Source organism: Streptomyces sp. NPDC052064, from assembly GCF_055585925.1.
This window is the reverse complement of the sequence record NZ_JBVJJE010000006.1, coordinates 354,670-380,041: the sequence shown is the minus strand read 5'-3', so window position 1 is coordinate 380,041 and position 25,372 is coordinate 354,670. Positions and strand designations below refer to the sequence as shown.

24 protein-coding genes are annotated in these 25,372 nt (G+C 71.7%); 15 read left to right on the top strand and 9 right to left on the bottom strand.

Going from position 1 to position 25,372, the window contains the following annotated elements; genetic code table 11:
- Positions 1-120: 120 nt before the first annotated feature.
- Positions 121-1,068 carry an FAD-dependent oxidoreductase gene (locus ACZ6TU_RS18855; protein ID WP_467670620.1) on the bottom strand — a complete coding sequence of 316 codons (948 nt, stop codon included), beginning with the start codon at positions 1,066-1,068 and terminating at the stop codon, positions 121-123.
- Positions 1,069-1,134: 66 nt separating this feature from the next.
- Between ACZ6TU_RS18855 and ACZ6TU_RS18850 the strand changes: the two genes are divergently transcribed.
- Together ACZ6TU_RS18850 and ACZ6TU_RS18845 are read left to right on the top strand one after the other, a co-directional pair.
- Positions 1,135-2,190: an oxidoreductase gene (locus ACZ6TU_RS18850; protein WP_467670622.1), complete on the top strand. Its 1,056-nt coding sequence runs from the start codon at positions 1,135-1,137 to the stop codon at positions 2,188-2,190.
- A gap of 12 nt (positions 2,191-2,202) precedes the next feature.
- A complete protein-coding gene (locus tag ACZ6TU_RS18845; RefSeq protein WP_467670624.1) occupies positions 2,203-3,843 on the top strand; it encodes an ABC-F family ATP-binding cassette domain-containing protein in 1,641 nt (546 codons plus the stop codon).
- On the opposite strand, the gene ACZ6TU_RS18840 is transcribed toward ACZ6TU_RS18845, so the two are convergent.
- The 5 genes from ACZ6TU_RS18840 to ACZ6TU_RS18820 form a co-directional block, all read right to left on the bottom strand.
- Entirely contained in the window at positions 3,840-4,397 is a 558-nt protein-coding gene (locus tag ACZ6TU_RS18840) for a putative glycolipid-binding domain-containing protein (RefSeq protein WP_469549659.1), read from the bottom strand. The two genes, ACZ6TU_RS18845 and ACZ6TU_RS18840, sit on opposite strands and share 4 nt — an antisense overlap.
- A 112-nt stretch (positions 4,398-4,509) precedes the next feature.
- Positions 4,510-6,897, bottom strand: a complete 2,388-nt coding sequence (locus ACZ6TU_RS18835) for a Tex family protein (protein ID WP_467670628.1) — start codon at positions 6,895-6,897, stop codon at positions 4,510-4,512.
- A 102-nt stretch (positions 6,898-6,999) separates the two neighbouring features.
- Positions 7,000-7,131: an LPFR motif small protein gene (locus tag ACZ6TU_RS18830; protein ID WP_467670630.1), complete on the bottom strand. Its 132-nt coding sequence runs from the start codon at positions 7,129-7,131 to the stop codon at positions 7,000-7,002.
- Between the two features lie 142 nt (positions 7,132-7,273).
- The gene (locus ACZ6TU_RS18825; protein WP_469549656.1) at positions 7,274-8,143 is read right to left on the bottom strand and encodes an SCO6745 family protein; all 870 of its coding nucleotides are present in this window, start codon (positions 8,141-8,143) and stop codon (positions 7,274-7,276) included.
- A gap of 133 nt (positions 8,144-8,276) precedes the next feature.
- Complete coding sequence (locus tag ACZ6TU_RS18820) at positions 8,277-9,032, bottom strand: enoyl-CoA hydratase/isomerase family protein (RefSeq protein ID WP_469549654.1); 756 nt, start codon at positions 9,030-9,032, stop codon at positions 8,277-8,279.
- A gap of 218 nt (positions 9,033-9,250) precedes the next feature.
- Between ACZ6TU_RS18820 and ACZ6TU_RS18815 the strand changes: the two genes are divergently transcribed.
- A complete protein-coding gene (locus tag ACZ6TU_RS18815; protein WP_467671474.1) occupies positions 9,251-9,757 on the top strand; it encodes an ATP-binding protein in 507 nt (168 codons plus the stop codon).
- A 20-nt stretch (positions 9,758-9,777) separates the two neighbouring features.
- Here the strand turns inward: ACZ6TU_RS18815 and idi are convergent, their stop codons facing one another.
- The 3 genes from idi to galE form a co-directional block, all read right to left on the bottom strand.
- Positions 9,778-10,371: an isopentenyl-diphosphate Delta-isomerase gene (gene idi, locus ACZ6TU_RS18810; RefSeq protein ID WP_467670636.1), complete on the bottom strand. Its 594-nt coding sequence runs from the start codon at positions 10,369-10,371 to the stop codon at positions 9,778-9,780.
- 300 nt (positions 10,372-10,671) lie between these two features.
- Positions 10,672-11,610, bottom strand: a complete 939-nt coding sequence (locus ACZ6TU_RS18805) for a cation diffusion facilitator family transporter (RefSeq protein WP_467670638.1) — start codon at positions 11,608-11,610, stop codon at positions 10,672-10,674.
- Between the two features lie 156 nt (positions 11,611-11,766).
- The gene (gene galE / locus ACZ6TU_RS18800; protein WP_467670640.1) at positions 11,767-12,738 is read right to left on the bottom strand and encodes a UDP-glucose 4-epimerase GalE; all 972 of its coding nucleotides are present in this window, start codon (positions 12,736-12,738) and stop codon (positions 11,767-11,769) included.
- A gap of 281 nt (positions 12,739-13,019) precedes the next feature.
- Here galE and ACZ6TU_RS18795 point away from each other — a divergent pair, with 281 nt between their 5' ends.
- The 12 genes from ACZ6TU_RS18795 to ACZ6TU_RS18740 all read left to right on the top strand — a co-directional run bounded on the left by ACZ6TU_RS18795 (position 13,020) and on the right by ACZ6TU_RS18740 (position 25,304).
- A complete protein-coding gene (locus ACZ6TU_RS18795; protein ID WP_469549650.1) occupies positions 13,020-14,825 on the top strand; it encodes a DUF5941 domain-containing protein in 1,806 nt (601 codons plus the stop codon).
- Entirely contained in the window at positions 14,822-15,574 is a 753-nt protein-coding gene (locus ACZ6TU_RS18790) for a phosphocholine cytidylyltransferase family protein (RefSeq protein ID WP_467670644.1), read from the top strand. Before ACZ6TU_RS18795 ends, ACZ6TU_RS18790 begins: the two co-directional genes overlap by 4 nt.
- Positions 15,562-16,623, top strand: coding sequence for an iron-containing alcohol dehydrogenase family protein (locus ACZ6TU_RS18785; RefSeq protein ID WP_467670646.1), 1,062 nt, complete (start codon positions 15,562-15,564; stop codon positions 16,621-16,623). Before ACZ6TU_RS18790 ends, ACZ6TU_RS18785 begins: the two co-directional genes overlap by 13 nt.
- The gene (locus tag ACZ6TU_RS18780; protein ID WP_086600148.1) at positions 16,601-17,380 is read left to right on the top strand and encodes a CDP-alcohol phosphatidyltransferase family protein; all 780 of its coding nucleotides are present in this window, start codon (positions 16,601-16,603) and stop codon (positions 17,378-17,380) included. The genes ACZ6TU_RS18785 and ACZ6TU_RS18780 overlap by 23 nt, the downstream gene beginning before the upstream one ends.
- Positions 17,381-17,385: 5 nt before the next feature.
- Complete coding sequence (locus tag ACZ6TU_RS18775; protein ID WP_467671476.1) at positions 17,386-18,258, top strand: glycosyltransferase family 2 protein; 873 nt, start codon at positions 17,386-17,388, stop codon at positions 18,256-18,258.
- A gap of 105 nt (positions 18,259-18,363) precedes the next feature.
- Positions 18,364-19,296 (top strand): ABC transporter permease, encoded by a 933-nt coding sequence (locus ACZ6TU_RS18770; protein WP_467670648.1) that lies wholly within the window; start codon positions 18,364-18,366, stop codon positions 19,294-19,296.
- Positions 19,289-20,068, top strand: coding sequence for an ABC transporter ATP-binding protein (locus tag ACZ6TU_RS18765; RefSeq protein WP_467670650.1), 780 nt, complete (start codon positions 19,289-19,291; stop codon positions 20,066-20,068). Before ACZ6TU_RS18770 ends, ACZ6TU_RS18765 begins: the two co-directional genes overlap by 8 nt.
- Before the next feature lie 359 nt (positions 20,069-20,427).
- Positions 20,428-21,330 carry a squalene synthase HpnC gene (hpnC, locus tag ACZ6TU_RS18760; protein WP_467670652.1) on the top strand — a complete coding sequence of 301 codons (903 nt, stop codon included), beginning with the start codon at positions 20,428-20,430 and terminating at the stop codon, positions 21,328-21,330.
- Positions 21,327-22,277: a presqualene diphosphate synthase HpnD gene (gene hpnD / locus ACZ6TU_RS18755; protein WP_467670654.1), complete on the top strand. Its 951-nt coding sequence runs from the start codon at positions 21,327-21,329 to the stop codon at positions 22,275-22,277. Before hpnC ends, hpnD begins: the two co-directional genes overlap by 4 nt.
- Positions 22,274-22,765, top strand: a complete 492-nt coding sequence (locus ACZ6TU_RS18750; protein ID WP_467670656.1) for a DUF6380 family protein — start codon at positions 22,274-22,276, stop codon at positions 22,763-22,765. The genes hpnD and ACZ6TU_RS18750 overlap by 4 nt, the downstream gene beginning before the upstream one ends.
- Positions 22,762-24,174, top strand: a complete 1,413-nt coding sequence (gene hpnE, locus ACZ6TU_RS18745) for a hydroxysqualene dehydroxylase HpnE (protein ID WP_469549642.1) — start codon at positions 22,762-22,764, stop codon at positions 24,172-24,174. The genes ACZ6TU_RS18750 and hpnE overlap by 4 nt, the downstream gene beginning before the upstream one ends.
- Positions 24,171-25,304, top strand: a complete 1,134-nt coding sequence (locus tag ACZ6TU_RS18740) for a polyprenyl synthetase family protein (RefSeq protein WP_467670660.1) — start codon at positions 24,171-24,173, stop codon at positions 25,302-25,304. Before hpnE ends, ACZ6TU_RS18740 begins: the two co-directional genes overlap by 4 nt.
- Positions 25,305-25,372 lie beyond the last annotated feature (68 nt).

The following is a 25,372-nucleotide window of genomic DNA, read 5'->3' as shown; positions in this document are numbered from 1 at the left end:
CCCCAGCCGTTTGACCTCGACGCCCTCGGCCGCCATCGGCCGGGGGCGTCAAGGTCAAGCAGCCAAGGTCAAGCAGCCAAGGTCAAGCAGCCAAGGTCAAGCAGCCCACGGCAGGCGGTCCTAGCCGACCAGCCGAGCCGCCTCCTCCGCGCACCCCCAGGCCACCGTCACCCCCGCGCCGCCGTGGCCGTAGTTGTGGATCAGGAGCCGGCCGTCCGGCAGGGTGTCGCGCTCCAGGCGGACCGCCGGCCGGGTGGGGCGCAGCCCGACCCGGTGTTCCAGGACGCGCGCCCCGGCGATCTCCGGCCGCAGGGCCGCGCAGCGGCGGACGATCGCCTCGGCCGTCGCGGGGTCGGGTTCCAGCGACCACGCGTCCTCCTCCGCCGTACCGCCGAGGACGAGCCCGCCCGGCTGCGGGAACATGTACGCGTACTCGCCGGCCGCGTCGGTGGAGACCAGCCAGGTGTCGATCCCCGGGTTCTCCACGACGACCAACTGCCCGCGCACGGGCCGCACGGACGGATCCGGCACCAGCTCCCGGGCGGCGAGCCCCGTGCAGTTGATCACGACCGGCGCGTCGGCCTCCGCGAACCCGGACACTGTACGAGCCTCGACCACACCGCCCGCCGCCACCAACCGCTCCCGCAGCCACGGCAGATGAACCGGCATGTCGATGAGCGGCAACCGCGCCCGGGTCCCCGACCCCGCGTACTCCCCGGCCGTGGTCGCCCGCAGCTCCGGCATCCGCTCCGTCAGCCACCCGTCGACCTCGTCGAGACGCGTCTCGCCCAGTACCCCGTCGACCAGGCGCACGCCGCTCGACCCGGACCTCGCGGCCAGCTCCTCGTACACATCCAGCGACCGCAGCGCCCACACCCGCGCCAGCGCGAGCGGCTCGATCCGGTAAGGCCACCACAGCGCTCCCGCAACCGCCGAGGTGGTCGCCTCGACGGGGTCCCGCGTCCACACCCGTACCCGCCGCCCCCGCTCGGCGAGAACCACCGCGGTCGTCAGCCCGACCACCCCGCCACCGACCACCACGATCTCGTCACCGCGCTCACCAGCCATGCCCGGACCGTAGCGGAATGTGTCACGCCGTGCTCACATCACGCGCAGTGTGGGGATACTCACAGTATGTGCGCCGAGTACACGACCTTCGGCCTGGCACCCGCGATGCGGGCCGGCGGAATCCTCACAGACGGTGGTTACCAGCTCCACCGGGACTTCGTGGACTTCATCGTCGACGGACGCCCGCTGCTGTTCCGGCTCTCCGACCTCGACGCGGTCTCGCCGCTCGCCTCCGACGTGCCCCCCTCGATCTTCACGGCGCAGGTCCGCAGCCTGCTCCTGGAGAGCGCGGCACCGCTGCCCGGCGGCCGGTACGTCGTCTACGGCTGCCCCGAGTGCGAGGACCTGGCCTGCGGCGCCGTCACCGCGGTCATCCGCCGGGACGGCGAGGACTTCGTCTGGCGGGACTTCGCCTGGCAGACCGACGAACACGCCGACCTCGAGCTCAACGGCTACCACGGCATCGGCCCGTTCCGCTTCCGCGGCGCCGAGTACCGCGCGGCGCTGAGCGCCCTGCTGAACGGCTCCGCCCCGGACACCCGCCGCCGCGTCCTGCTGATCGGCGCTCGCGTCGCCGTCCTGGCCAAGCTCGCCGCGGCGTTGCGCACCATCGGTGTCGGCGCCGACATCGCGCACGACGCCGACCACGTGCCGGCCGACGAACTGCGCGGCTACGGGGCGGTCGCCTTCGGCCGCGGGAGCGGCGAGCAGGAACGTGCCGCCGTCCGCCGCGCCTTCGCACACGCCGGGGTCCCGGTCGCCTACGTCGACGGACTCGCCCCGATCGTCCCCCTCCTCGTCGCCCAGATCGAACACGCCCTGGACCGCAGCCCGCTGGAGCAGCGCCGCCTCACCGGCCTGACCGCCACCGACGGCGCGGCCGACGTCGAGGTCACCTCCGCCTGTCGGGTCACCCTCACCGCGTACCGCCTCGACCGGCTCTCCCGTACCCGCACCCACGAGATCTTCGACGGCGTCCTGGAACCGGGCCGCCACCGCATCGCCCTCGACACCAAGGCGGTGCAGGGGCGGTCCTTCCTGGTGGCGCGCACCGCCACCGGCGTGCTGGTGACGGCCGCGACCCCTGAAACCCGTCCGCGGACCGCCCGGGGCGGCCGTTAGGATCGCGGTCTGATGACTGCCACCCTCGTCGCGAAGAACCTCGCCGCCGGCCACGGCGACCGCTCCCTGTTCACCGGCCTCGACCTCGTCGTCGCGCCCGGCGACGTGATCGGCCTGGTCGGAGCCAACGGCGCCGGCAAGTCCACCCTGCTCAGGATGCTCGCCGGACTCACCGCCCCCGAGCAGGGCGAGCTGCGCCTGTCCCCGCCGACCGCCACCGTCGGCCATCTGCCGCAGGAGCCGGACCGCCGCCCCGGCGAGACCGTACGGGCGTTCCTGGCCCGACGCACCGGCGTCGCCGAGGCCCAGCGGACCATGGACGAGGCCACCCAGGCCCTGGTCGACGGTGCACCCGGTGCCGACGACGCCTACGCCACGAGCCTGGAGCGCTGGCTCGGCCTCGGCGGCGCCGACCTCGACGAACGCGCCGAGGAGGTCGCCGACTCCCTGGGCCTCGCGATCGATCTGGACCAGCCGATGACATCGCTGTCCGGCGGCCAGGCGGCCCGCGCCGGCCTCGCGTCCCTGCTCCTGTCCCGCTACGACGTCTTCCTCCTCGACGAGCCCACCAACGACCTCGACCTGGACGGCCTGGAGCGCCTCGAACGCTTCGTGAGCGGCCTGCGCGCCGGAACGGTGGTCGTCAGCCACGACCGCGAGTTCCTCACCCGCACCGTCACCAAGGTCCTCGAACTCGACCTGGCCCAGCGACAGATCAACCTCTACGGCGGCGGTTACGACGCCTACCTGGAGGAGCGGGAGGTCGCGCGCAGGCACGCCCGCGACGAGTTCGAGGAGTACGCCGACAAGAAGTCGGCCCTCCAGGACCGGGCTCAGATGCAGCGCTCCTGGATGGACAAGGGCGTGAAGAACGCGCGCCGCAAGGCGGGCAACGACAACGACAAGATCGGCCGCAAGTTCCGCAGCGAGGCCAGCGAGAAGCAGGCCGCGAAGGCCCGGCAGACCCAGCGCATGATCGAGCGGCTGGACGTCGTCGAGGAGCCTCGCAAGGAGTGGGAGCTGCGCATGGAGATCGCGTCGGCCCCGCGCTCGGGCGCCGTCGTGGCGACCCTGCGGGACGCCGAAGTGCGTCGCGGCGGCTTCGTTCTCGGCCCGGTGTCCCTCCAGATCGACTGGGCGGACCGGGTGGCGGTGACGGGCGCGAACGGCGCCGGCAAGTCCACCCTGCTCGCCGCCCTGCTCGGCCGTGTCCCGCTCGACGCCGGGCACGCGGCTCTCGGCTCGGGCGTCCTGCTCGGCGAGGTCGACCAGGCCCGCAAGCTGTTCCACGGCCAAGAGCCCCTGATGGACGCCTTCCGCGCGGCCGTCCCGGACACCGAACCGGCCGAGGTCCGCACCCTCCTGGCCAAGTTCGGCCTCAAGTCGGACCACGTCCTGCGCCCTGCGGCGACCCTCTCCCCGGGCGAGCGTACCAGAGCGGCCCTGGCACTGCTCCAGGGCCGCGGCGTCAACCTCCTGGTCCTCGACGAGCCGACCAACCACCTCGACCTGCCCGCCATCGAGCAGTTGGAGTCGGCCCTCGACTCCTACGAGGGCACGCTCCTGCTGGTCACCCACGACCGCCGCATGCTCGACGCCGTACACGTCACCCGCCGCCTGGAGGTGGCGGACGGCAAGGTGACCGAGCGCTAACGAGCCGTCAGACGGTTGGCCAGCGAGGGGTACTCCACGACGTACCCCTCCTCGTCGAACTCCAGCTCGCTGCGGAAGTCGCCGGATGCGTACCGGACCCGACCGGGTCCGAGATGCGTGTAGACCTGCCGGGACGGCCGCACCGTCAGATCCGGCACCGACACCCAGGCCATCAGGAACTCGCGCTCACCGGGCGCCTGATGGAGCCCGTGCCGGAGCACCGGCATGGTGTTGGTGAGGGGGCACAGCCCCAGGTCGCAGTCGAGGGCGCCGTCGACGCCGGGCAGCGGCTCACCGTCCGCGGTCCACCTGCCATGACCGTCGTGTCGCAGATCGAGGACGCGGTCCTCCGCCTCTGTCTCCACCGTGACGCTCAGCCGCCGGGTCACGAACCCTTCAGCGGTTTCGAGCTCGTACGAGACCCAGTACGGCTCGGGGACGGTCCCGACAGCCCGCCCGCGCGCCCGCATCACGACGCCCTCGAGCTGGACCCAGGCGGTCTCGAGCCCCCGGCTGGCGGACACTTCCCAGGTGATGGCACGCGAAGCAGACATACCTGCCACCCTAGGCCGTGAAGGGCGCGAAGCGCCTCTTCACAGGGGCGCGGGGAACTGCGCGACCAGCCCCAATGGACCCGCAGCTCCCCACGCCCCCCCGGCGGAGCCGTCAGCGGCGACCCTTCCCCGGGTCGACAAGACCGGCCCGGCGCAACGCGTCGGCCATCGCACCGTTGGCGGGCGGAGGCGCCTGACGTGAACCGCCACCGCCCCCACGGCGCCCGGCGGCGCCACCCTGCCGCTGCTGCGGCGGACGCCCGCCCCGCTGCCGGCGCTCGCCGGAGCCGCCGCCCTGCCCCTGCGGGGCCGCCTCGTCGTCCAGGCGCAGCGTCAGCGAGATCCGCTTGCGCGGGATGTCGACGTCGAGGACCTTCACCTTGACGATGTCCCCGGGCTTCACCACGTCCCGCGGGTCCTTGACGAACGTCTTCGACATCGCGGAGACATGCACCAGACCGTCCTGGTGGACACCGACGTCCACGAACGCGCCGAACGCGGCGACGTTCGTCACGACGCCCTCCAGGATCATCCCGGAGGACAGGTCGGAGATCTTCTCCACGCCCTCCTTGAAGGCGGCCGTCTTGAAGGCCGGACGGGGGTCGCGGCCGGGCTTCTCCAGCTCCTTGAGGATGTCGGTGACCGTCGGCAGACCGAACGTCTCGTCCACGAAGTCCTGCGGCTTCAGCGAGCGCAGCACCCCGGTGTTGCCGATGAGGCCCGCGACCTCCTGCCCGGCGGTCTTCACCATGCGCCGGACGACCGGGTACGCCTCCGGGTGCACGCTGGACGCGTCCAGCGGGTCGTCACCGCCGCGGATCCGCAGGAAGCCCGCGCACTGCTCGTACGCCTTCGGGCCCAGCCGCGCCACCTTCTTCAGCTCACCACGGGACGTGAAGGGCCCGTTGGAGTCCCGGTGCGCCACGATGTTCTCGGCGAGCCCGGAGGTGATGCCGGAGACCCGGGCGAGCAGCGGGGCCGACGCCGTGTTGACGTCCACGCCCACGCCGTTCACACAGTCCTCCACCACCGCGTCCAGCGAACGCGACAGCTTCACCTCGGACAGGTCGTGCTGGTACTGGCCGACACCGATCGACTTCGGGTCGATCTTCACCAGCTCGGCCAGCGGGTCCTGGAGCCGCCGGGCGATCGACACGGCGCCGCGCAGCGACACGTCCATGTCGGGCAGCTCCTGCGAGGCGAAGGCGGACGCCGAGTACACGGACGCGCCGGCCTCGGACACCATCACCTTCGTGAGCTGCAGCTCCGGGTGCTTGGTGATCAGCTCTCCGGCGAGCTTGTCGGTCTCGCGGGACGCCGTCCCGTTGCCGATGGCGATCAGCTCGACCGCGTGCTCCTTCGCGAGCCGGGCCAGCTTGGCGATGGCCTCGTCCCACCGGTTGGCCGGGACGTGGGGGTGGATGACGTCGGTGGCGACGACCTTGCCGGTGGCGTCGACCACGGCGACCTTCACGCCCGTACGGAAACCGGGGTCGAGGCCGAGCGTCGCGCGCGTGCCCGCCGGGGCGGCGAGCAGCAGATCGCGCAGGTTGGCCGCGAAGACCCGCACGGCCTCGTCCTCGGCGGCCGTGCGCAGCCGCAGCCGCAGGTCGATGCCGAGGTGCACCAGGATGCGGGTGCGCCAGGCCCAACGGACCGTGTCCAGCAGCCACTTGTCACCGGGTCGGCCCCGGTCGGCGATCCCGAACCGGTGCGCGACGGTTCCTTCGTACGACGAGCGGCCGTCGGTCGGCTCCTCCGGCTCCAGGACGAGGTCGAGGACCTCCTCCTTCTCACCGCGCAGCATCGCCAGGATGCGGTGCGAGGGCAGCTCGGTGAACGCCTCGGCGAAGTCGAAGTAGTCGGCGAACTTCGCGCCCGCCTCCTCCTTGCCGTCCCGCACCTTGGCGGCCAGCCGCCCGCGCACCCACATGCGCTCGCGCAGCTCGCCGATCAGGTCGGCGTCCTCCGAGAACCGCTCGGTGAGGATGGCCCGGGCGCCGTCGAGGGCCGCCTGCGGATCGGCCACGCCCTTGTCGGCGTCGACGAACGCGGCGGCCGCGGCGAGGGGCTCGACGGACGGATCGCCGAGCAGCCCCTCCGCCAGCGGCTCGAGACCGGCCTCACGGGCGATCTGCGCCTTGGTGCGCCGCTTGGGCTTGAACGGGAGGTAGATGTCCTCCAGGCGCGCCTTGGTCTCCGCGCCCCGGATCCGTGCCTCCAGCTCCTCGGTGAGCTTGCCCTGCTCGCGCACCGACTCCAGGATCGCGGTCCGGCGCTCCTCCAGCTCCCGCAGATAGCGCAGCCGCTCCTCGACGGTGCGCAGCTGCGCATCGTCGAGCATCTCGGTCGCTTCCTTGCGGTAGCGGGCGATGAAGGGCACCGTAGAACCGCTGTCGAGCAGCTCCACGGCAGCCCTGACCTGCCGCTCCCGTACGCCGAGCTCCTCGGCGATCCTGCCTTCGATGGACCCTACTTCGAGGGACCCGGGTGTCGTCACGATCCCGTACCGCCTATCCACTGAGGTTGCGCGGCAATTGTGGCAGGTGACACCGACACTCGGGGGTCAGGGCGGCACCTCGGCAGGTCGGGAGGGTTCCTGTCAGACCCTGTGGCTGCGGGTGGAGGACGAGGCCCCGCCGAAGAGCCGGGCCAGGGCCCGGAAGGGCAGCGTCACGACGGTGGCGATGGCACCGCCGATCTGGCGCAGGACGTCTGCAATGGCACGGAACACGTAATTCCCCTTTCTCCTCTCCCGACCGCAGCGGCCGGGAGGGAACGGGTACCTCGCCAAGGCCTCACCATGCGTCACGGCCGAACGCATGTGCCCGGCATGGCGCACAGCCGAGGGGCGCGGCCGCTTCCACGAGCCCCGATCAGCGCTTGCCGAGGAGATCCGCCGGATAGGCCCCGGCCGCGAGTGCCGCCTGCGCGAACACCGCCCCCAGCTCGGTCAGCCGGGCCACCCCCTCCGGGCCCAGGTGCTCGTACGGTGCCCGGTCCAGGCGGTCCGTCTCCTGCTCGATCTCCTCACGCAGGGCGACACCGCGCTCGGTGAGCTCGCCGGCCGCGTCCAGCAGCCCGCGCTCACACAGCCGGTCCGTCGCCGCGTCCCAGTCCTCCTGGCTCCAGCCACGGGTGCTGAACACCCACTTCGGTGTCATGCCCTTGCCCGTCGCGGTGTGGGTCACCATGGCCTCCAGTCCGTCCAGCCCAGCGGACAGCAGCACGGCCAGATGCCCGTCTCCCCGGTGCTCGCGCAGCAGGGTCGCCGCATGCCAGTACGCGAGGTGCGGCTCCTCGGGGACGGGCAGGTCGGCATGGGCGGCGTACAGCGGCCGCGCCCCGCGCGAGCAGGCTTCGGCGGCGCGCAGCGCGAGCCGCGCGGCCTCGGCCATCTCGGCCGACGCCAGGGCCTCCTCGCCGAGCAGGCGGCGCAGCGTCGCGTCGACCGCACGCGCGCGTGCCGCCAGCACCTGGCCGGGCGTCGCGGTCTCCCACACCGCCGGCACATGCCGGGCCACGAGCTCGTACTTGTAGTTGTAGAAGGCCGCCGCCACCGCTCCGGCCCCGACCGGTCCGAGGGCTGCGGCCCGCACGGCGAAGTTCACGGCGTGGGGATGGGTTATCCCGGCAGCACTCAGTTCCCGCCCCAGATCCGGCGAGAAGTAGTGCGTCGCGTGCAGAGAGTTGAGCACGTTCTGGCAGCGTCGGCCGGCGAGCGGCGAGAGGGCGGCAGTCGTCATGCCGGGCAGATTACCAACCGCTTGGTATGCCCTCTGCGGTCGCACCCGCCGGCGCACGTTCTCGCCGTCCTCTTCGAGTGCCTGAAGAGCCTCGGCGTCAGGGGCTGACCCTGCCCGGCCGGATCGGCCGACGTCATCCTGACGCAGGCACACTCCAGCCGAACCGCGGCTGCCTGCGCTCCAGGAACGCGGCGACGCCCTCCGCGGTGTCGGCGCTCTCGCGTGCCCGCGCGGCCCAGTGGGCGTCGCGGTCCGTGCGCCCGTTCGCGAACTCCTTGGCCGCGGCCTGCGTCAGCTGCGAACGGGACACCAGGACCCGGGTGAACTCGGCGACCCGCTTGCCCAGTTCACCCTCGGGCAGCACCTCGTCGGCCAGTCCGGTGCGCAGCGCCCGCTCCGCGTCGATCAGTTCGCCGGAGAAGAGCAGGTACTTGGCGGCGGCCGGCCCGACCAGGGACACCAGCCGCCTGGTCGAGGACGCCGGATAGACGATGCCGAGCTTCGCGGGCGTCACACCGAACAGCGCCCCCTCCTCGGTGAACCGCAGATCACAGGCCGCCGCCAGTTGCGCCCCGCCGCCCACGCAGTGCCCGCGCACCGCCGCCAGCGTCGGCTTCGGGAACGCGGCGAGCGCCTCCTCGGCCTCCACGGCCAGCCGCTGCGCCTCTTCCGGCGATCCACGCAGCGTCGAGATGTCGGCCCCGGCGCAGAACGTCCCGCCCTCGCCGGTGAGCACCAGCGCCCGCACGGCCGGATCACCCGCCGGCCCTTCCAGCAGAGGCGGCAGGGAGCGCCACATCGCGGCCGTCATGGCGTTGCGCTTCTCGGGATGGCGGATGACGACCGTCGCGACCGAGTCGGTCACGCTGTACAGCAGCTGCGGCTCCATGAGCCGGATGCTATCCGCACGCCAAACCCGTACAACCCGAATAGTTCGCCGAGATGGCACAACAGGGACAGGATCAGTCCCACAACTGACCGTGTCATACGCCAACGGTCAGAAACGTTCGATACTCGCTGACTTCTGGTCAGTCATGGGGTAGGGAGCGCATCGTTACCAACACTCGAGGTGTGGCGACAATCGAGCGCGAGGGTGGCGACCGGACGATGGACGACGACGGGCGTGGGTTCGGTCCGCGCCCAGAGGGCGGCGCGGCGCCTCTCGGCCCCGGGCCAGCGGATCCACTGCCGTACGAAGGCGTCTGGCGGTTCACCGCACCGGCGGTCGACGCCTCGGTGCCGCAGGCGCGGCACGCCGTACGGGACCTGCTGCTGCGTCAGGGGGTGCCCGTCTCGGACGATCTGGCCCAGGGGCTGCTGCTGATCGTCTCGGAGCTGGTGACGAACGCCGTGAAGCACGCGGCGGTGCTCTCGCCGACCATCGCCGTCGAGCTGGCCGTCGGTGCCGAGTGGCTGCGCGTGTCCGTGGAGGACAACCACCCGTACCGGCCGACCGCGCTGGAGACCGACCACGGCCGGACCGGCGGTCGCGGGCTGCTGCTGGTGCGCGAGATCACCGGGGAGGCGGGCGGGGTGTGCGAGGTCGACTACACCGCGAGCGGCGGCAAGGTGATCTGGGTCACCGTGCCGCTCAAACCCGTGCGCTTCGCCTAGTCCCCGCCCTCAGGCCGTCGTCACCAGCCGGCCGACGTGCCGGTCAGCTCCCTGATCGCCGGCCGGGCCGCGTCCAGGACGGTCATGAACCAGGACGAAAAGGTGTCCTTGGCATGTCGCTCCGCCAGCTCGGGCGGCGTCACGAACGCCGTCGACGCCACCTCCTCCGGATCCGGCCGCAGCACGGCCTGCACCATCCCGACGAAGAGGTGGTTGTACTCCTGCTCCACCAGCCCCGACTCCGGGTCCGGGTGGTTGTAGCGGACGGTGCCCGCCTCGGCCAGCAGGGACGGGGAGGCGCCGAGCTCCTCGAAGGTCCGCCGCGCCGCCGCCGCGAAGGGTGACTCACCGGGGTAGGGGTGGCCGCAGCAGGTGTTCGACCACACGCCGGGGGAGTGGTACTTGCCCAGCGCCCGCTGCTGGAGCAGCAGCCGGCCGTACTCGTCGAAGAGGAACACGGAGAACGCGCGGTGCAGTTGCCCGGGCGGCTGGTGGGCGGCGAGCTTCTCCGCGGTGCCGATCGCCACGCCGTCCTCGTCGACCAGTTCCAGCAAAATCGCGTCTGCGGTGCCGTTCGACGGGTTGTGCGTCGCGGTGGCAGGTGTGATCGGCATACCCATCCTTCACATCGGTCTTCGCGCCCCAAGTCTGCCGTACGAATCCGGCACTCCCGGCACTTCGCGACGCGCCCGCATGTCCCGCGCGGCGGCGCGGAACGCGGACGGCGCCGCTCGGCCCCGGAAGAGGGACCCAGTAGGTGATCGTGCCCGGCACGGTGGGTCGAAAATCGTCCCCGCCGGTGCGGTGAGAGCCAGCACGCGGGCGCGCGCCGGAGGGCCGGCTTCCCCGGCGCACTCCCAGCGCAATGCGCCCCACCAGCGCCATCAGCCCCAGACGCCTCAGAAGCGGACGCCTCAGTGACAGAGGTGTGCCTCGTGCTCCCGGTGCCCGCCCGGCTCCAGCTGGAAGGTGCAGTGCTCCACGTCGAAGTGGCCGCCGAGACAGTCCTGGAGCTCGTGGAGCATCTTCTCGTGGCCCGTCGCGCTCAGCACGTCCGAGCTGACGACCACGTGCGCCGACAGCACCGGCATGCCGGAGGTGATCGTCCACGCGTGCAGGTCGTGGACGTCCTCCACCCCGTCGGTCGCCAGGATGTGGGCCCGCACCTCCGCCATGTCGACGCCCTTGGGCGCCGCCTCCAGCAGGACGTTCAGGGTCTCGCGCAGCAGCTTCACCGTGCGCGGCACGATCATCAGCGCGATGACGAGGGAGGCGATCGGGTCGGCGGCCTGCCAGCCGGTGAGCATGATCACCAGGGCCGAGACGATCACCGTGACCGAACCCAGGGCGTCCGCCGCCACCTCCAGGAAGGCGCCGCGCACGTTCAGGCTCTCCTTCTGGCCGCGCATCAGCAGCGCCAGCGACACCATGTTCGCGACCAGGCCGATGGCGCCGAACACGACAGCGAGGTGGCCCTCCGTGTCCGCCGGTGTGACGAAGCGCTGGACCGACTCGTACAGGACGTACCCGCCGACCCCGAGCAGCAGCAGACAGTTGGCCAGGGCGGCGAGTATCTCGGCGCGGGCGTAGCCGAAGGTGGCCCGGTCGCTGGGCGGGCGGTTCGCGAAGTGGATCGCGAGCAGCGCCATGCCCAGGCCCAGCGCGTCCGTCGCCATGTGTGCCGAGTCCGCGACGAGCGCGAGCGAGTCGGCGAGCACCCCGCCGACGATCTGGACGACCACCACGCCGAGCGTGATCGCCAGCGCGACCCGCAGCCTGCCGCGGTACGCCGAGGTCGCCGTACCGCCGGCGGACGCGCCGTGCGCGTGCCCGTGATCGTGCCCAGCCCCCATGAAAGCCGCCCTCCTGTGTCCGTCCGAGTGTCGGTCCGATCGTTCCCGGGCCCCAGTGAACTACGGGGAGGGGGTATGTGCAACGCGGCACTGAACACCGTTGTCATGTGCCCTGACCTGCGGAAACGATGTGCAGGTCAGGGCACCCTCAGTGGCTCAGGAGCCGTGGTGCAGGAGCCAGCCCCGCCATGCCGACTCGGTCATCTCGCGCACCCCGCGCCGCGCGGTCCACCCGAGTTCCCTCGCCGCCCGCGACGCCGAGGCGACCGCCCGCGGCGCGTCCCCGGGGCGGCGGCCCTCGACGAGCGGTGGCCGGCGGTCGCCGGTGACCTCGCCGATGACCGTGATGAGTTCGCGCACCGAGACGCCCTCGCCCCGGCCGATGTTGACCGTCAGATCACCCGTGACGCCCCCGCCGGCGAGCCGGCGGGCCGCCGCGAGATGCGCCTCGGCCAGATCGGCGACGTGAATGTAGTCACGGATGCAGGTGCCGTCCGGGGTCGGGTAGTCGGCACCGAAGATCCTGGGCGCCTCGTCGCGCGTCAGCCGGTCGAAGACCATCGGGACGATATTGAAGACGCCCGTGTCGGCCAGCTCCGGCGCGGCCGCGCCCGCCACGTTGAAATAGCGCAGACATACGGTGGAGATCCCGTGCGCCCGGCCCGCCGCCCGCACCAGCCACTCCCCGGCGAGCTTGGTCTCGCCGTACGGGTTGACCGGCGCACAGGGCGTGTCCTCCGTGATGAGGTCCACCCCCGGATCGCCGTACACCGCCGCCGACGAGGAGAACACGAACCGCTCGATCCCGGCCCCGGCGACCGCGTCCAGGAGCGTCACCAGACCGCCGACGTTCTCCCGGTAGTACCGCGTCGGCTGCGCGACGGACTCGGCGACCTGCTTGCGCGCCGCGAGATGCACCACACCCGTCACGCCGTGCTCGGCGAACACTCGTTTCAGCAGGTCACCGTCGAGCGACGAGCCCTCGACGAGCGGTACGCCCGCCGGGAGCCGCGCGGGCACCCCGGCCGAGAGGTCGTCCAGGGCGAGGACCCGCTCCCCGGCCTCGTTCATGGCCCTGGCCACGTGGGCCCCGATGTAGCCGGCCCCGCCGGTGATCAGCCAAGTCATGGTCGCTCACCCTATGCGGCCGGGGGCCGCCCCCTGTGTGATGTCCCCGATGTCCGGTCTGGGTGGCGCGGTTTGTGGGGCGGGCCCCGGATCCACGATGATGATCGCGGCAAAGGCCTGGGCGAACCACGTTGATCGATCTGCCGAACAGGCGGTGAACGTGGCCTTCCCGGCATCCGATAGCCTCTGCCGACATGCCGCCCGGGAGCCACCCCGGCGCGGGCGCCCCCACCATGTACAGCACTGGCGCGGACGCGTCGGTCCCCAGGGAGTGAATTCGGTTGTCGACCGCCATCCTCACCGGTCAGCCGGTCCCCGGATCGTCGATCGAGGACGATCTGCGGTCCCTCGGCTTCGACGTGCGGGTGGCGGCCGACGCCGCCGAGACCGAGACCCTGCTCGCCGGAGTGCCGGGCGAGGAGCGGGTCGCCCTGGTCGACGCCCGGTTCGTGGGGCACGTGCACGCGCTGCGCCTCGGTCTCACCGACCCCCGCTTCCCGCTCGCCGCGATCCCGGGCGCCGTCACCGCACAGCCGGCCGGCCGTCAGGCCCTGACCCGGGCGATGGCCCGCGAGAACTCCGCGGGTGCCGGCACCACCCTCGTCGACAGCCTCGCCGACCGCATCCTCACCGCCCTGGACGCCGACGGCGCCGACGTGCACCGCCCCGAACTGGGCAGCCTCGTCGCCACCGTTCCGGCAGACCCGCAGGCCCGCAACGAGGCGCGGCAGGCGGTGACGGCCGTAGATGACGAGGCCGTACGCCTGAAGTCGGCCGTGAAGTCCCGGGACGGCTTCTTCACCACCTACTGCATCAGCCCGTACTCCCGCTACATCGCCCGCTGGTGCGCCCGCCGCGGCCTGACCCCGAACCAGGTCACCACCGCCTCGCTGCTCACCGCCCTCATAGCGGCGGCCTGCGCGGCCACCGGCACCCGCGGCGGCTTCGTCGCGGCCGGCGTCCTGCTGATCGCGTCCTTCGTGCTGGACTGCACCGACGGCCAGCTCGCCCGCTACTCCCTCCAGTACTCCACGCTCGGCGCCTGGCTCGACGCCACCTTCGACCGGGCCAAGGAGTACGCCTACTATGCCGGCCTCGCCCTCGGCGCCGCCCGCGGCGGAGACGACGTCTGGTCCCTCGCCCTCGGCGCCATGGTCCTGCAGACCTGCCGGCACGTCGTGGACTTCTCCTTCAACGAGGCCAACCACGACGCCACCGCCAACACCAGCCCCACCGCCGCCCTCTCCGACAAACTCGACAGCGTCGGCTGGACGGTCTGGGTGCGCCGCATGATCGTCCTGCCCATCGGCGAGCGCTGGGCGATGATCGCCGTGCTCACGGCGGCCACCACTCCCCGCATCACCTTCTACGCGCTGCTCATCGGCTGCGCCTTCGCGGCGACCTACACCACGGCGGGCCGCGTGCTGCGCTCCCTGACCCGCAAGGCGAGGCGGACCGACCGGGCGGCCGGGGCGCTCGCCGACCTCGCGGACAGCGGCCCGCTCGCACAGGGCTTCGCGGAGGCGTTCAAGAAGGCCGCACGCGGGCTGCCGGGCTTCACCGCTCCCGCCGTCGCCCTCCTCGGTGGCCTCGCCGTCGTCCTCACGGCCGCACTGACCGGCTTCGGCGGGCCCTGGCCGCTGGTCGCCGCCCTCGCGTACGCCCTCACCTCCGGCGTCGCCGTCGCCCGCCCCCTCAAGGGCGCCCTCGACTGGCTGGTTCCCCCGTTCCTCCGCGCCGCCGAGTACGGCACCGTGCTCGTCCTGGCGGCCAAGGCGGACGTGAACGGAGCCCTTCCTGCGGCTTTCGGGCTGGTGGCCGCGGTCGCCTACCATCACTACGACACGGTGTACCGCATCCGCGGCAACGCCGGAGCGCCCCCGGCCTGGCTGGTGCGTTCCATCGGGGGGCACGAGGGACGGACGCTGCTCGTCACCGTCCTCGCCGCGCTGCTCACCGCTTCGCAGTTCACGGTCGCGCTCACGGCTCTCGCCGTGGCCGTGGCCCTGGTGGTGCTCGTCGAGAGCATCCGCTTCTGGGTGTCCGCAGGGGCGCCCGCCGTACACGATGAAGGAGAACCCGCATGATCGGCCTCGTGCTGGCGGCCGGCGCCGGACGGCGTCTGCGCCCCTACACCGACAGCCTTCCCAAGGCGCTGGTGCCGGTGGGGCCCGCGGGCATAGAGGGCGAACCGACGGTTCTCGATCTGACCCTCGCCAACTTCGCCGAGGTCGGCCTCACCGAGGTCGGGATCATCGTCGGCTACCGCAAGGAAGCCGTGTACGCGCGCAAGGAAGCGCTGGAACAGAAGTACGGCCTCAAGCTCACCCTCATCGACAACGACAAGGCCGAGGAGTGGAACAACGCCTACTCCCTGTGGTGCGGGCGTGACGCACTCAAGGACGGTGTGATCCTCGCCAACGGCGACACCGTCCACCCGGTCTCCGTCGAGAAGACGCTGCTCGCCGCCCGCGGCGACGGCAAGAAGATCATCCTCGCCCTGGACACGGTGAAGGACCTGGCCGACGAGGAGATGAAGGTCGTCGTCGACCCCGCGAAGGGCATGACGAAGATCACCAAGCTGATGGACCCCGCCGAGGCCACCGGCGAGTACATCGGCGTCACCCTCATCGAGGGCGACGCGGCCCCCGAGCTGGCCGACGCGCTCAAGACCGTGTGGGAGACCGACCCGCAGCAGTTCTACGAGCACGGCTACCAGGAGCTGGTGAACCGCGGCTTCCGTATCGACGTGGCGCCGATCGGCGACGTCAAGTGGGTGGAGATCGACAACCACGACGATCTCGCCCGTGGACGGGAGATCGCATGCCAGTACTGACCCGGCTCATCCCCTCGCCGCTGGTCGTGGACATCCGCCCGGGTGCCCTCGACGACCTGGCGTGCGTCCTCGCCGACGAGCGCATCTCGCACTCCGGCCGCCTCGCCGTCGCGGTCAGCGGCGGCTCCGGCGCCAGGCTGCGCGAGCGCATCTCGCCCGGCATGCCCGGCGCCACCTGGTACGAGGTCGGCGGCGGCACCCTCGACGACGCGGTCCGGCTGGCGAGCGACATAAAGGCCGGCCACTACGACGCGGTCGTCGGCCTCGGCGGCGGCAAGATCATCGACTGCGCCAAGTTCGCCGCGGCACGCGTCGGCCTGCCCCTGGTCGCCGTGCCCACGAACCTCGCGCACGACGGCCTGTGCTCGCCGGTCGCCACCCTCGACAACGACGCGGGCCGCGGCTCCTACGGCGTGCCGAACCCGATCGCGGTCGTCATCGACCTGGACGTCATCCGCGAGGCCCCGGTCCGCTTCGTCCGCGCCGGCATCGGCGACGCCGTCTCCAACATCTCGGCGATCGCCGACTGGGAGCTGGCCAACCGCGTCAAGGGCGAGCGGATCGACGGACTCGCCGCGGCCATGGCCCGCCAGGCCGGTGAGGCCGTACTGCGGCACCCGGGCGGCATCGGGGACAACGACTTCCTCCAGGTGCTCGCCGAGGCGCTGGTCCTCAGCGGCATCGCCATGTCGGTGTCCGGGGACTCGCGGCCGTCCTCCGGGGCGTGCCACGAGATCAACCACGCCTTCGACCTGCTGTTCCCCAAGCGGGCCGCCGCCCATGGCGAGCAGTGCGGTCTCGGCGCGGCCTTCGCGATGTGGCTGCGCGGGGCGCACGAGGAGTCGGCGTACATGGCCGAGGTGCTGCGCCGGCACGGACTGCCCGTGCTGCCGGACGAGATCGGCTTCACGACGGACGAGTTCGTCAAGGTCGTCGAGTTCGCCCCGGAGACCCGGCCCGGCCGCTACACCATCCTCGAACACCTCGACCTGAACACCGAACAGATCAAGGACACCTACGCCGACTATGTCAAGGCCATCGGTAGCTGAACTCCGCCCCGTCGTTCACCCCGCGGGGGTGAAGGACCGGCGCAGCGGTGAGCACTGGATGGGACGCCTCTACATGCGTGAGGTGTCCCTGCGGGTCGACCGTTACCTGGTGAACACCCGGGTCACGCCCAACCAGCTCACGTACCTGATGACCGTCTTCGGTGTGCTCGCGGCCCCGGCACTTCTCGTGCCGGGGATCCCGGGCGCCGTCCTCGGCGTCGTCATGGTCCAGATGTACCTCCTGCTGGACTGCGTTGACGGCGAGATCGCGCGCTGGAAGAAGCAGTACTCCCTCAACGGCGTCTACCTGGACCGCGTCGGCGCCTACCTCACCGATGCCGCGGTGCTCGTCGGCTTCGGCCTGCGCGCCGCCGACCTGTGGGGCAGCGGCCGTATCGACTGGCTGTGGGCCTTCCTCGGCACCCTGGCCGCCCTCGGCGCCATCCTGATCAAGGCCGAGACCGACCTCGTCGGCGTCGCCCGGCACCAGGCCGGAAAGCCGCCGGTCCAGGAGACCGCCGCCGAGATGCGCTCCTCCGGTATGGCGCTGGCCCGCAAGGCCGCCGCCGCGCTCAAGTTCCACCGCCTGATCCTGGGCATCGAGGCGTCCCTGCTGATCCTGGTCCTGGCGATCGCCGACCAGGTCCGCGGCGACCTGTTCTTCTCCCGGCTCGGCGTCGCGGTGCTGGCCGGCATCGCGCTGGTGCAGACACTGCTGCACCTCGTGTCCATCCTCGCTTCGAGCAGGCTGAAGTGAGCGGCATGAAGGTCGGCGCCGTCATCATCACCATGGGCAACCGCCCCGACGAACTGCGCGCCCTGCTCGACTCGGTCGCCAAGCAGGACGGCGACCCCGTCGAGGTGGTCGTCGTCGGCAACGGCTCGCCCGTCCCGGACGTCCCCGAGGGCGTCCGCACGATCGAGCTGCCCGAGAACCTCGGCATCCCCGGCGGCCGCAACGTCGGCATCGAGGCGTTCGGCCCCGCCGGCCGGGACGTCGACATCCTGCTGTTCCTCGACGACGACGGTCTGCTGGCCGGCCACGACACCGCCCAGCTGTGCCGGAAGGCCTTCGAGGCCGACCCGAAGCTCGGCATCATCAGCTTCCGCATAGCCGACCCGGACACCGGCGTCACCCAGCGCCGCCACGTCCCCCGGCTGCGCGCCGCCGACCCGATGCGCTCCTCCCGGGTCACCACCTTCCTCGGCGGCGCCAACGCCGTCCGCACCCGGGTCTTCGCCGACGTCGGCGGACTCCCGGACGAATTCTTCTACGCCCACGAGGAAACCGACCTGGCATGGCGGGCCCTCGACGCGGGCTGGATGATCGACTACCGGTCCGACATGGTGCTGTACCACCCGACGACCGCACCCTCGCGGCACGCGGTCTACCACCGCATGGTCGCCCGCAACCGCGTCTGGCTGGCCCGCCGCAACCTCCCCGCGCTCCTCGTCCCCGTCTACCTCGGCGTGTGGCTGCTGCTCACCCTCGTGCGCCGTCCCTCCCGCTCCGCCCTGCGGGCCTGGTTCGGCGGATTCCGCGAGGGCTGGACCACCCCGTGCGGACGCCGCCGGCCCATGAAGTGGCGTACGGTGTGGCGGCTGACCCGACTGGGCCGGCCCCCCGTCATCTGACAAGCTCGTACCCGGGAGTACCCGGGAGCTCTCGGGCCGTACCCTGGCCCCCGGCTCATACCGGCCCGGACAGGCCGCGCATCTCGAAGACGAAAGTTTCCACTAGTGAGTGAGACAACGCACGACGCCCCGGTCGCGGTGAGCGCGCCCGCGGCGCCCGACGAGGGCCTCACGGCGAAGGAACTCGCCGCCAAGCACGGGCTGAGCGTGAGCGGCGCCCGGCCGTCCCTCATCGAGTACGTCCGTCAGCTCTGGGACCGGCGGCACTTCATCCTCGCCTTCTCCCGCGCGAAGCTGACCGCCCAGTACAGCCAGGCCAAGCTCGGCCAGCTGTGGCAGGTGGCCACACCGCTGCTGAACGCGGCCGTGTACTTCTTCATCTTCGGCCTGCTCCTGGAGGCCGACCGGGGCATGTCCCGTGAGGTGTACATCCCGTTCCTGGTCACGGGCGTCTTCGTGTTCACCTTCACGCAGAGCTCGGTGATGGCGGGAGTGCGCGCGATCTCCGGCAACCTCGGCCTGGTCCGCGCCCTGCACTTCCCGCGTGCCTCGCTGCCGATCTCCTTCGCGCTCCAGCAGCTCCAGCAGCTGCTGTTCTCGATGATCGTGCTGTTCGCCATCGCGGTCGGCTTCGGCCACTACCCGGACCTGTCCTGGCTGCTGATCGTGCCGGTGCTCGTCCTCCAGTTCTGCTTCAACACCGGCCTCGCGCTGATCATGGCCCGGGCGGGCTCCAAGACCCCGGACCTCGCGCAGCTGATGCCGTTCGTGATGCGGACCTGGATGTACGGGTCCGGTGTGATGTTCTCCATCCCGATCTTCCTCAAGGACAAGCCGGACTGGATCGCGAACGTCCTCCAGTGGAACCCGGCTGCGGTCTACATGGACCTGATGCGCTTCGCCCTCATCGACGACTACGACTCGAAGAAGTACCTGCCCGACCACATCTGGGCGGCCGCGGGCGGCTGGGCCGTGCTGTTCGCCCTGGGTGGCTTCGTGTACTTCTGGAAGGCGGAGGAGAGGTACGGCCGTGGCTGAGCACAAGCAGGACGAACGGATCCCCACCGTCATCGCGGACGACCTGCACATCGTCTACCGCGTCAACGGCGCCAAGTCCGGCAAGGGCAGCGCCACGGCCGCGCTGAGCCGCATCATGAAGCGCGGCGAGGAACGCGGGGTCCGCAAGGTGCACGCGGTGCGCGGTGTCTCCTTCGTCGCCTACCGCGGCGAGGCCATCGGCCTGATCGGCTCCAACGGCTCCGGCAAGTCGACCCTGCTGCGCGCCATCGCCGGTCTGCTGCCCGCCGAGCAGGGCAAGGTCTACACCGACGGCCAGCCCTCGCTGCTCGGCGTCAACGCGGCCCTGATGAACGACCTCACCGGCGAACGGAACGTCATATTGGGCGGGCTCGCCATGGGCATGTCCCGGGAGGAGATCAAGGAGCGCTACCAGGACATCGTCGACTTCTCCGGCATCAACGAGAAGGGCGACTTCATCACCCTGCCCATGCGCACCTACTCCTCCGGCATGGCGGCCCGTCTCCGCTTCTCCATCGCCGCGGCCAAGGACCACGACGTCCTGATGATCGACGAGGCCCTGGCCACCGGCGACCGCAAGTTCCAGAAGCGTTCCGAGGACCGCATCCGGGAGCTGCGCAAGGAAGCCGGCACCGTGTTTCTGGTCAGTCACAACAACAAGTCGATCCGCGACACCTGCAACCGCGTCCTGTGGCTGGAACGCGGTGAGCTGCGGATGGACGGCCCGACCGACGAGGTGCTCAAGGAGTACGAGAAGTTCACCGGCAAGTAGCCCGGCCCGGCCAGGGCCCCGCCGGAACTGTTCCGGCGGGGCCCTGCGTCCGCAAAAGAAACGTCAACTCCGGTCGTTCTCAGGAAGCTTGGCGCCAATCGGTGTGTTGTCGTGATGTGTGGGACGCCCTGGCGAACCCTCATGCGTTGTACAACGTAAGCTGTACCGGTCCCGAAACACGGCAATCAGGTCGATAATGCGCGACATCGCTCGTCGCACCGCCGTGCGGACGGCTGGGCGGCGTGTCCGAAATAGTGTGTATTGGGTCGGCAGTGTAGAACGGGAGATGTGACGGCAATGGCTACGGAAACTCCCCAGCTCCACGCAGCACGTGCCGTCCTCGCGCCGGGTAGCCGGCGGTGACGGGAACCGGCACGGCGCGCGCCCTCGATCCGGAGCGCGGCACGCTCGACAAGGCCGCGGGCGAGAACTTCCCGGTGGCTCCCTTCTTCTTGCCCCGGGCCTGGCGCACCGATCTCATGGCCGTCTACGGCTTCGCCCGCCTCGTCGATGACATCGGCGACGGCGACCTGGCCCCCGGTGGCGCCGACGCACGCCTGCTCGGTGTCTCCCCGCAGGAGGCCGAGGACCGGCTGGTCCTGCTGGACGCCTTCGAGGCCGACCTGCGCAGAGTCTTCGACTCGACCCCGCGTCACCCCCTGCTGCGCCGCCTCCAGCCGACCGTGCGCCGCTGCTTGCTGACCCCAGAGCCGTTCCTCGGCCTGATCGCCGCCAACCGCCAGGACCAGCTGGTCGGCCGGTACGAGACCTACGAGGACCTCCTCGCCTACTGCGAGCTCTCCGCCAACCCCGTCGGCCGTCTCGTCCTCGCCGTCACCGGCACCTCGACGCCCGAGCGGATCCGCCGCTCCGACATGATCTGCACGGCCCTCCAGATCGTCGAGCACCTCCAGGACGTGGCCGAGGACCTCGGCCGCGACCGTATCTACCTGCCCGCCGCCGACATGAAACGCTTTCACGTCCAGGAAGCGGACCTCGCCACGAAGTCCGCCGGAGCGTCGGTCCGTGCGTTGATTGCGTACGAAGCGCAAAGGGCCCGGGATCTCCTGAATGAAGGCGCCCCCCTGGTGGGTAGCGTCCACGGCAGGTTGAAGCTGCTGCTCGCAGGGTTCGTGGCGGGGGGAAGGGCGGCCGTCCGCGCGATCGCCGCCGCCGATTACGACGTACTTCCCGGCCCGCCCAAGCCCGGCAAGGTCCGGTTGCTGCGTGAGGTGGGCGTGACTCTGCGAGGAGAGGGGTGATCCGGACCGTGGAGTCGGAACCACACGCATCCCTGCCGGTACTCGCCGCCTACAGCTACTGCGAGACCGTCACAGGGCGGCAGGCCCGTAACTTCGCCTACGGCATCCGACTGCTGCCGACGCCCCAGCGCCGCGCGATGTCGGCGCTGTACGCGTTCTCGCGGCGGGTCGACGACATCGGTGACGGTGCGCTCGCCGACGACGTCAAGGTGGCCAGGCTGGAGGAGACCCGGACGCTGCTCACCCGGATCCGCGAGGGCGAGGTGGCGGAGGACGACACCGACCCGGTCGCCGTCGCCCTCACGCACGCCGCCGGGCACTTCCCGATCCCGCTCGGCGGCCTGGACGAGCTCATCGACGGCGTCCTGATGGACGTACGCGGCGAGACCTATGAGACGTGGGACGACCTGAAGGTCTACTGCCGCTGTGTGGCGGGGGCCATCGGGCGGCTCTCGCTCGGTGTGTTCGGCACCGAGCCGGGGGCGCGCGGCGTCGAGCGTGCGCCCGAGTACGCCGACACGCTGGGGCTCGCGCTCCAGCTCACCAACATCCTCAGGGACGTCCGCGAGGACGCCGTGGGCGGGCGCACCTATCTGCCCGCCGACGACCTCGCCAAGTTCGGCTGCTCGGCCGGCTTCAGCGGGCCGCGGCCACCGGAGGGCTCCGACTTCGCGGGCCTCGTGCACTTCGAAGTGCGGCGGGCCCGCGCTCTTTTCGCCGAGGGCTACCGGCTGCTCCCCATGCTCGACCGGCGCAGCGGCGCCTGTGTCGCCGCCATGGCCGGCATCTACCGCCGCCTCCTGGACCGCATCGAGCGCGACCCGGAGGCCGTGCTGCGCGGCCGCGTCTCCCTGCCCGGCCGGGAGAAGGCCTATGTCGCCGTGCGCGGTCTGTCCGGCCTCGACGCCCGCCATGTGACCCGACGGGCCGTCAGGAGGCGTGCGTGACGAACGAACCTCTCCAGGGCGATGCCACCGGCCACCAGACTCACGCCCGCCGCGCGGGCGCAGGCCTGCGCTGCCAGGCAGCGCCGAAGAGCGCCCCGCCGCGCGGCCCGCAGGCCCGCCATGAGACCGAGCCGGTGTTTTCCCTGGATCGTCGACGGGGGCACGCCGCGGTCGTCGGCGCTGGGCCGGACGGTTCCGCCCACGTGGCCCCGGCGGCCGGGCGCGGCCACGACGCCTCGCAGGCCCGCCACGAGACCGACCCGGTGCTCTCCGTGGCCCGCAGGTGCGTCGCAGGCGTCGGCGCCGGGCCGGGAGGTCCCGCTCGGGTGACCCCGGCGGCCGGGCGCGGCCATGACGTCCCTCCCGGCCACGCCGTCGGAGACAAGCGGCGGGCAACCCTCCGGCGTGGGACGGCGTCCCTGACGGAGACGGTCGGTCGCGCACCGTTCGAGCAGGACCGCCGCCGCGTAGGGGAGGGTGCACGATGACCCACGGCACGGGATCCCGGGGACCGGTCGCGGACGGGCGGCACACCGTCGTGGTGGGCGGCGGGCTCGCCGGCGTCACCGCCGCGCTCGCGCTCGCCGACGCCGGCGTGCGCGTCACCCTGCTGGAGGGCAGGCCGAGACTCGGCGGCCTGGCCTTCTCCTTCCAGCGCGGCGAGCTGACCGTCGACAACGGACAGCACGTGTACCTGCGCTGCTGCACCGCCTACCGCTGGTTCCTCGACCGCATCGAGGGCGCGGCGCTGGCTCCGCTCCAGGACCGGCTCGACGTGCCCGTCCTGGACGTCGCACGGCCCTCGGGTCGGCGGCTCGGCAGGCTGTGGCGCGACGCGCTGCCCGTGCCCCTGCACCTGGGGCGCAGCCTCGCCACCTATCCGCATCTGTCGCTCGCCGACCGCGCCAAGGTGGGCCGGGCCGCGATCGCGCTCAAGGGGCTCGACCTCGCCGATCCGGCCCTGGACACGCAGAACTTCGGCAGTTGGCTGGCCGCGCACGGCCAGTCGGAGCGCGCCGTCGAGGCCCTGTGGGACCTGGTCGGGGTCGCCACCCTCAACGCGGTCGCGGGCGACTCCTCCCTGGGCCTCGCCGCGATGGTCTTCAAGACCGGTCTGCTGTCCGACCCGGGCGCGGCCGACATCGGCTGGGCGCGTGTCCCGCTCGGCGACCTGCACGACCGGCTGGCCCGCAAGGCGCTCGACTCCGCGGGCGTCCGCACCGAGGTCCGCACCCGCGTCACCTCCGTCTCCCACGACGGGAACGGCGGGTGGAGCGTCCAGGTACCCGGCGAGACGATTCAGGCGGACGCGGTGGTGCTCGCCGTACCGCAGCGCGAGGCGCACGACCTGCTGCCCGCGGGCGCCCTCGACGCGCCCGAGCGGCTCCTGGAGATCGGCACCGCGCCCATCCTCAACGTCCATGTGGTGTACGACCGGAAGGTGCTCGGCCGGCCGTTCTTCACCGCCCTCGGCACCCCGGTGCAGTGGGTCTTCGACCGGACCGAGGCGTCCGGGCTGCGCGAGGGGCAGTACCTCGCCCTGTCCCAGTCGGCGGCCCAGGACGAGATCGACGAGCCCGTGGCCGTGCTGCGCGAGCGGTACCTGCCCGAGCTGGAGCGGCTGCTGCCGCTGACCCGCGGCGCCGAAGTGAAGGACTTCTTCGTCACCCGGGAGCGCACCGCGACGTTCGCTCCCACCCCCGGAGTCGGGCGCCTGAGGCCCGGCGCCCGCACCAAGGCATCCGGCCTGTACCTGGCCGGAGCGTGGACCGCCACCGGGTGGCCCGCGACCATGGAGAGTGCGGTCCGCAGTGGTGTGAGCGCGGCGGACGCCGTGCTGGGCGCCCTGGGCCGGCCCCGCCCTCGCCACCTCTTCGAGTTCGAGGAGGCGGCGTGACGCTCGGACGGAGCGCGGCAGACGGCCCCCGCACCCCCGGTACCGCAACAAGAGGAGAGACTGTGCCCACTGTGCCCCCGGCCTCACAGACTGCCGAGGCGGTGGACGTGACCGCGCTCCTGGAGCGCGGCCGGACCCTGGCCACTCCGGTACTGCGGGCGGCCATCGACCGCCTGGCACCTCCCATGGACACTGTTGCCGCCTACCACTTCGGATGGATCGACGCCCAGGGCAGGCCCGCGGCGGGGGACGGCGGCAAGGCCGTGCGCCCCGCCCTCGCGGTGCTGTCCGCCGAGGTCATGTCAGCCGCGCCCGAGACCGGCATCCCCGGCGCCGTCGCCGTGGAGCTCGTCCACAACTTCTCCCTCCTCCACGACGACCTGATGGACGGCGACGAACAGCGCCGCCATCGCGACACGGTCTGGAAGGTGCACGGCCCCGCCCAGGCCATCCTGGTCGGCGACGCCCTGTTCGCCCTCGCCAACGAGGTGCTCCTCGAACTCGGCACCGTCGAGGCCGGCCGCGCCACCCGCCGCCTGACCACCGCCACCCGTGCCCTGATCGACGGTCAGGCCCAGGACATCTCCTACGAGCACCGCGACCGCGTCACCGTCGAGGAGTGCCTGGAGATGGAGGGCAACAAGACCGGCGCCCTGCTCGCCTGCGCCAGCTCCATCGGTGCGGTCCTCGGCGGCGCCGACGACCGCACCGCCGACACGCTGGAGAAGTACGGCTACCACCTGGGCCTCGCCTTCCAGGCCGTCGACGACCTCCTCGGCATCTGGGGCGACCCGGTCTCGACCGGCAAGCAGACCTGGAGCGACCTGCGCCAGCGCAAGAAGTCGCTGCCGGTCGTGGCCGCGCTCGCGGCGGGTGGATCCGCCTCCGAGCGGCTCGGCGAGATCCTCGCCGCCGACGCCAAGAGCAGCGACGTCGAGAACTTCTCCGAGGAGGAGTTCGCGGCCCGCGCCGCCCTCATCGAGGAGGCGGGCGGCCGCGAGTGGACCGCCGACGAGGCACGCCGTCAGCACACCATCGCCATCGAAGCCCTCGACGCCGTCGACATGCCCGACCGGGTGCGGGAGCAGTTCACGGCGCTCGCGGACTTCGTCGTCGTACGAAAGAGATGATCACTATCGGTCGAATAGCCCTCGCGTAGTCGCCGGCCGGTGCCGCGAGACACCACGGAGCACCGGCC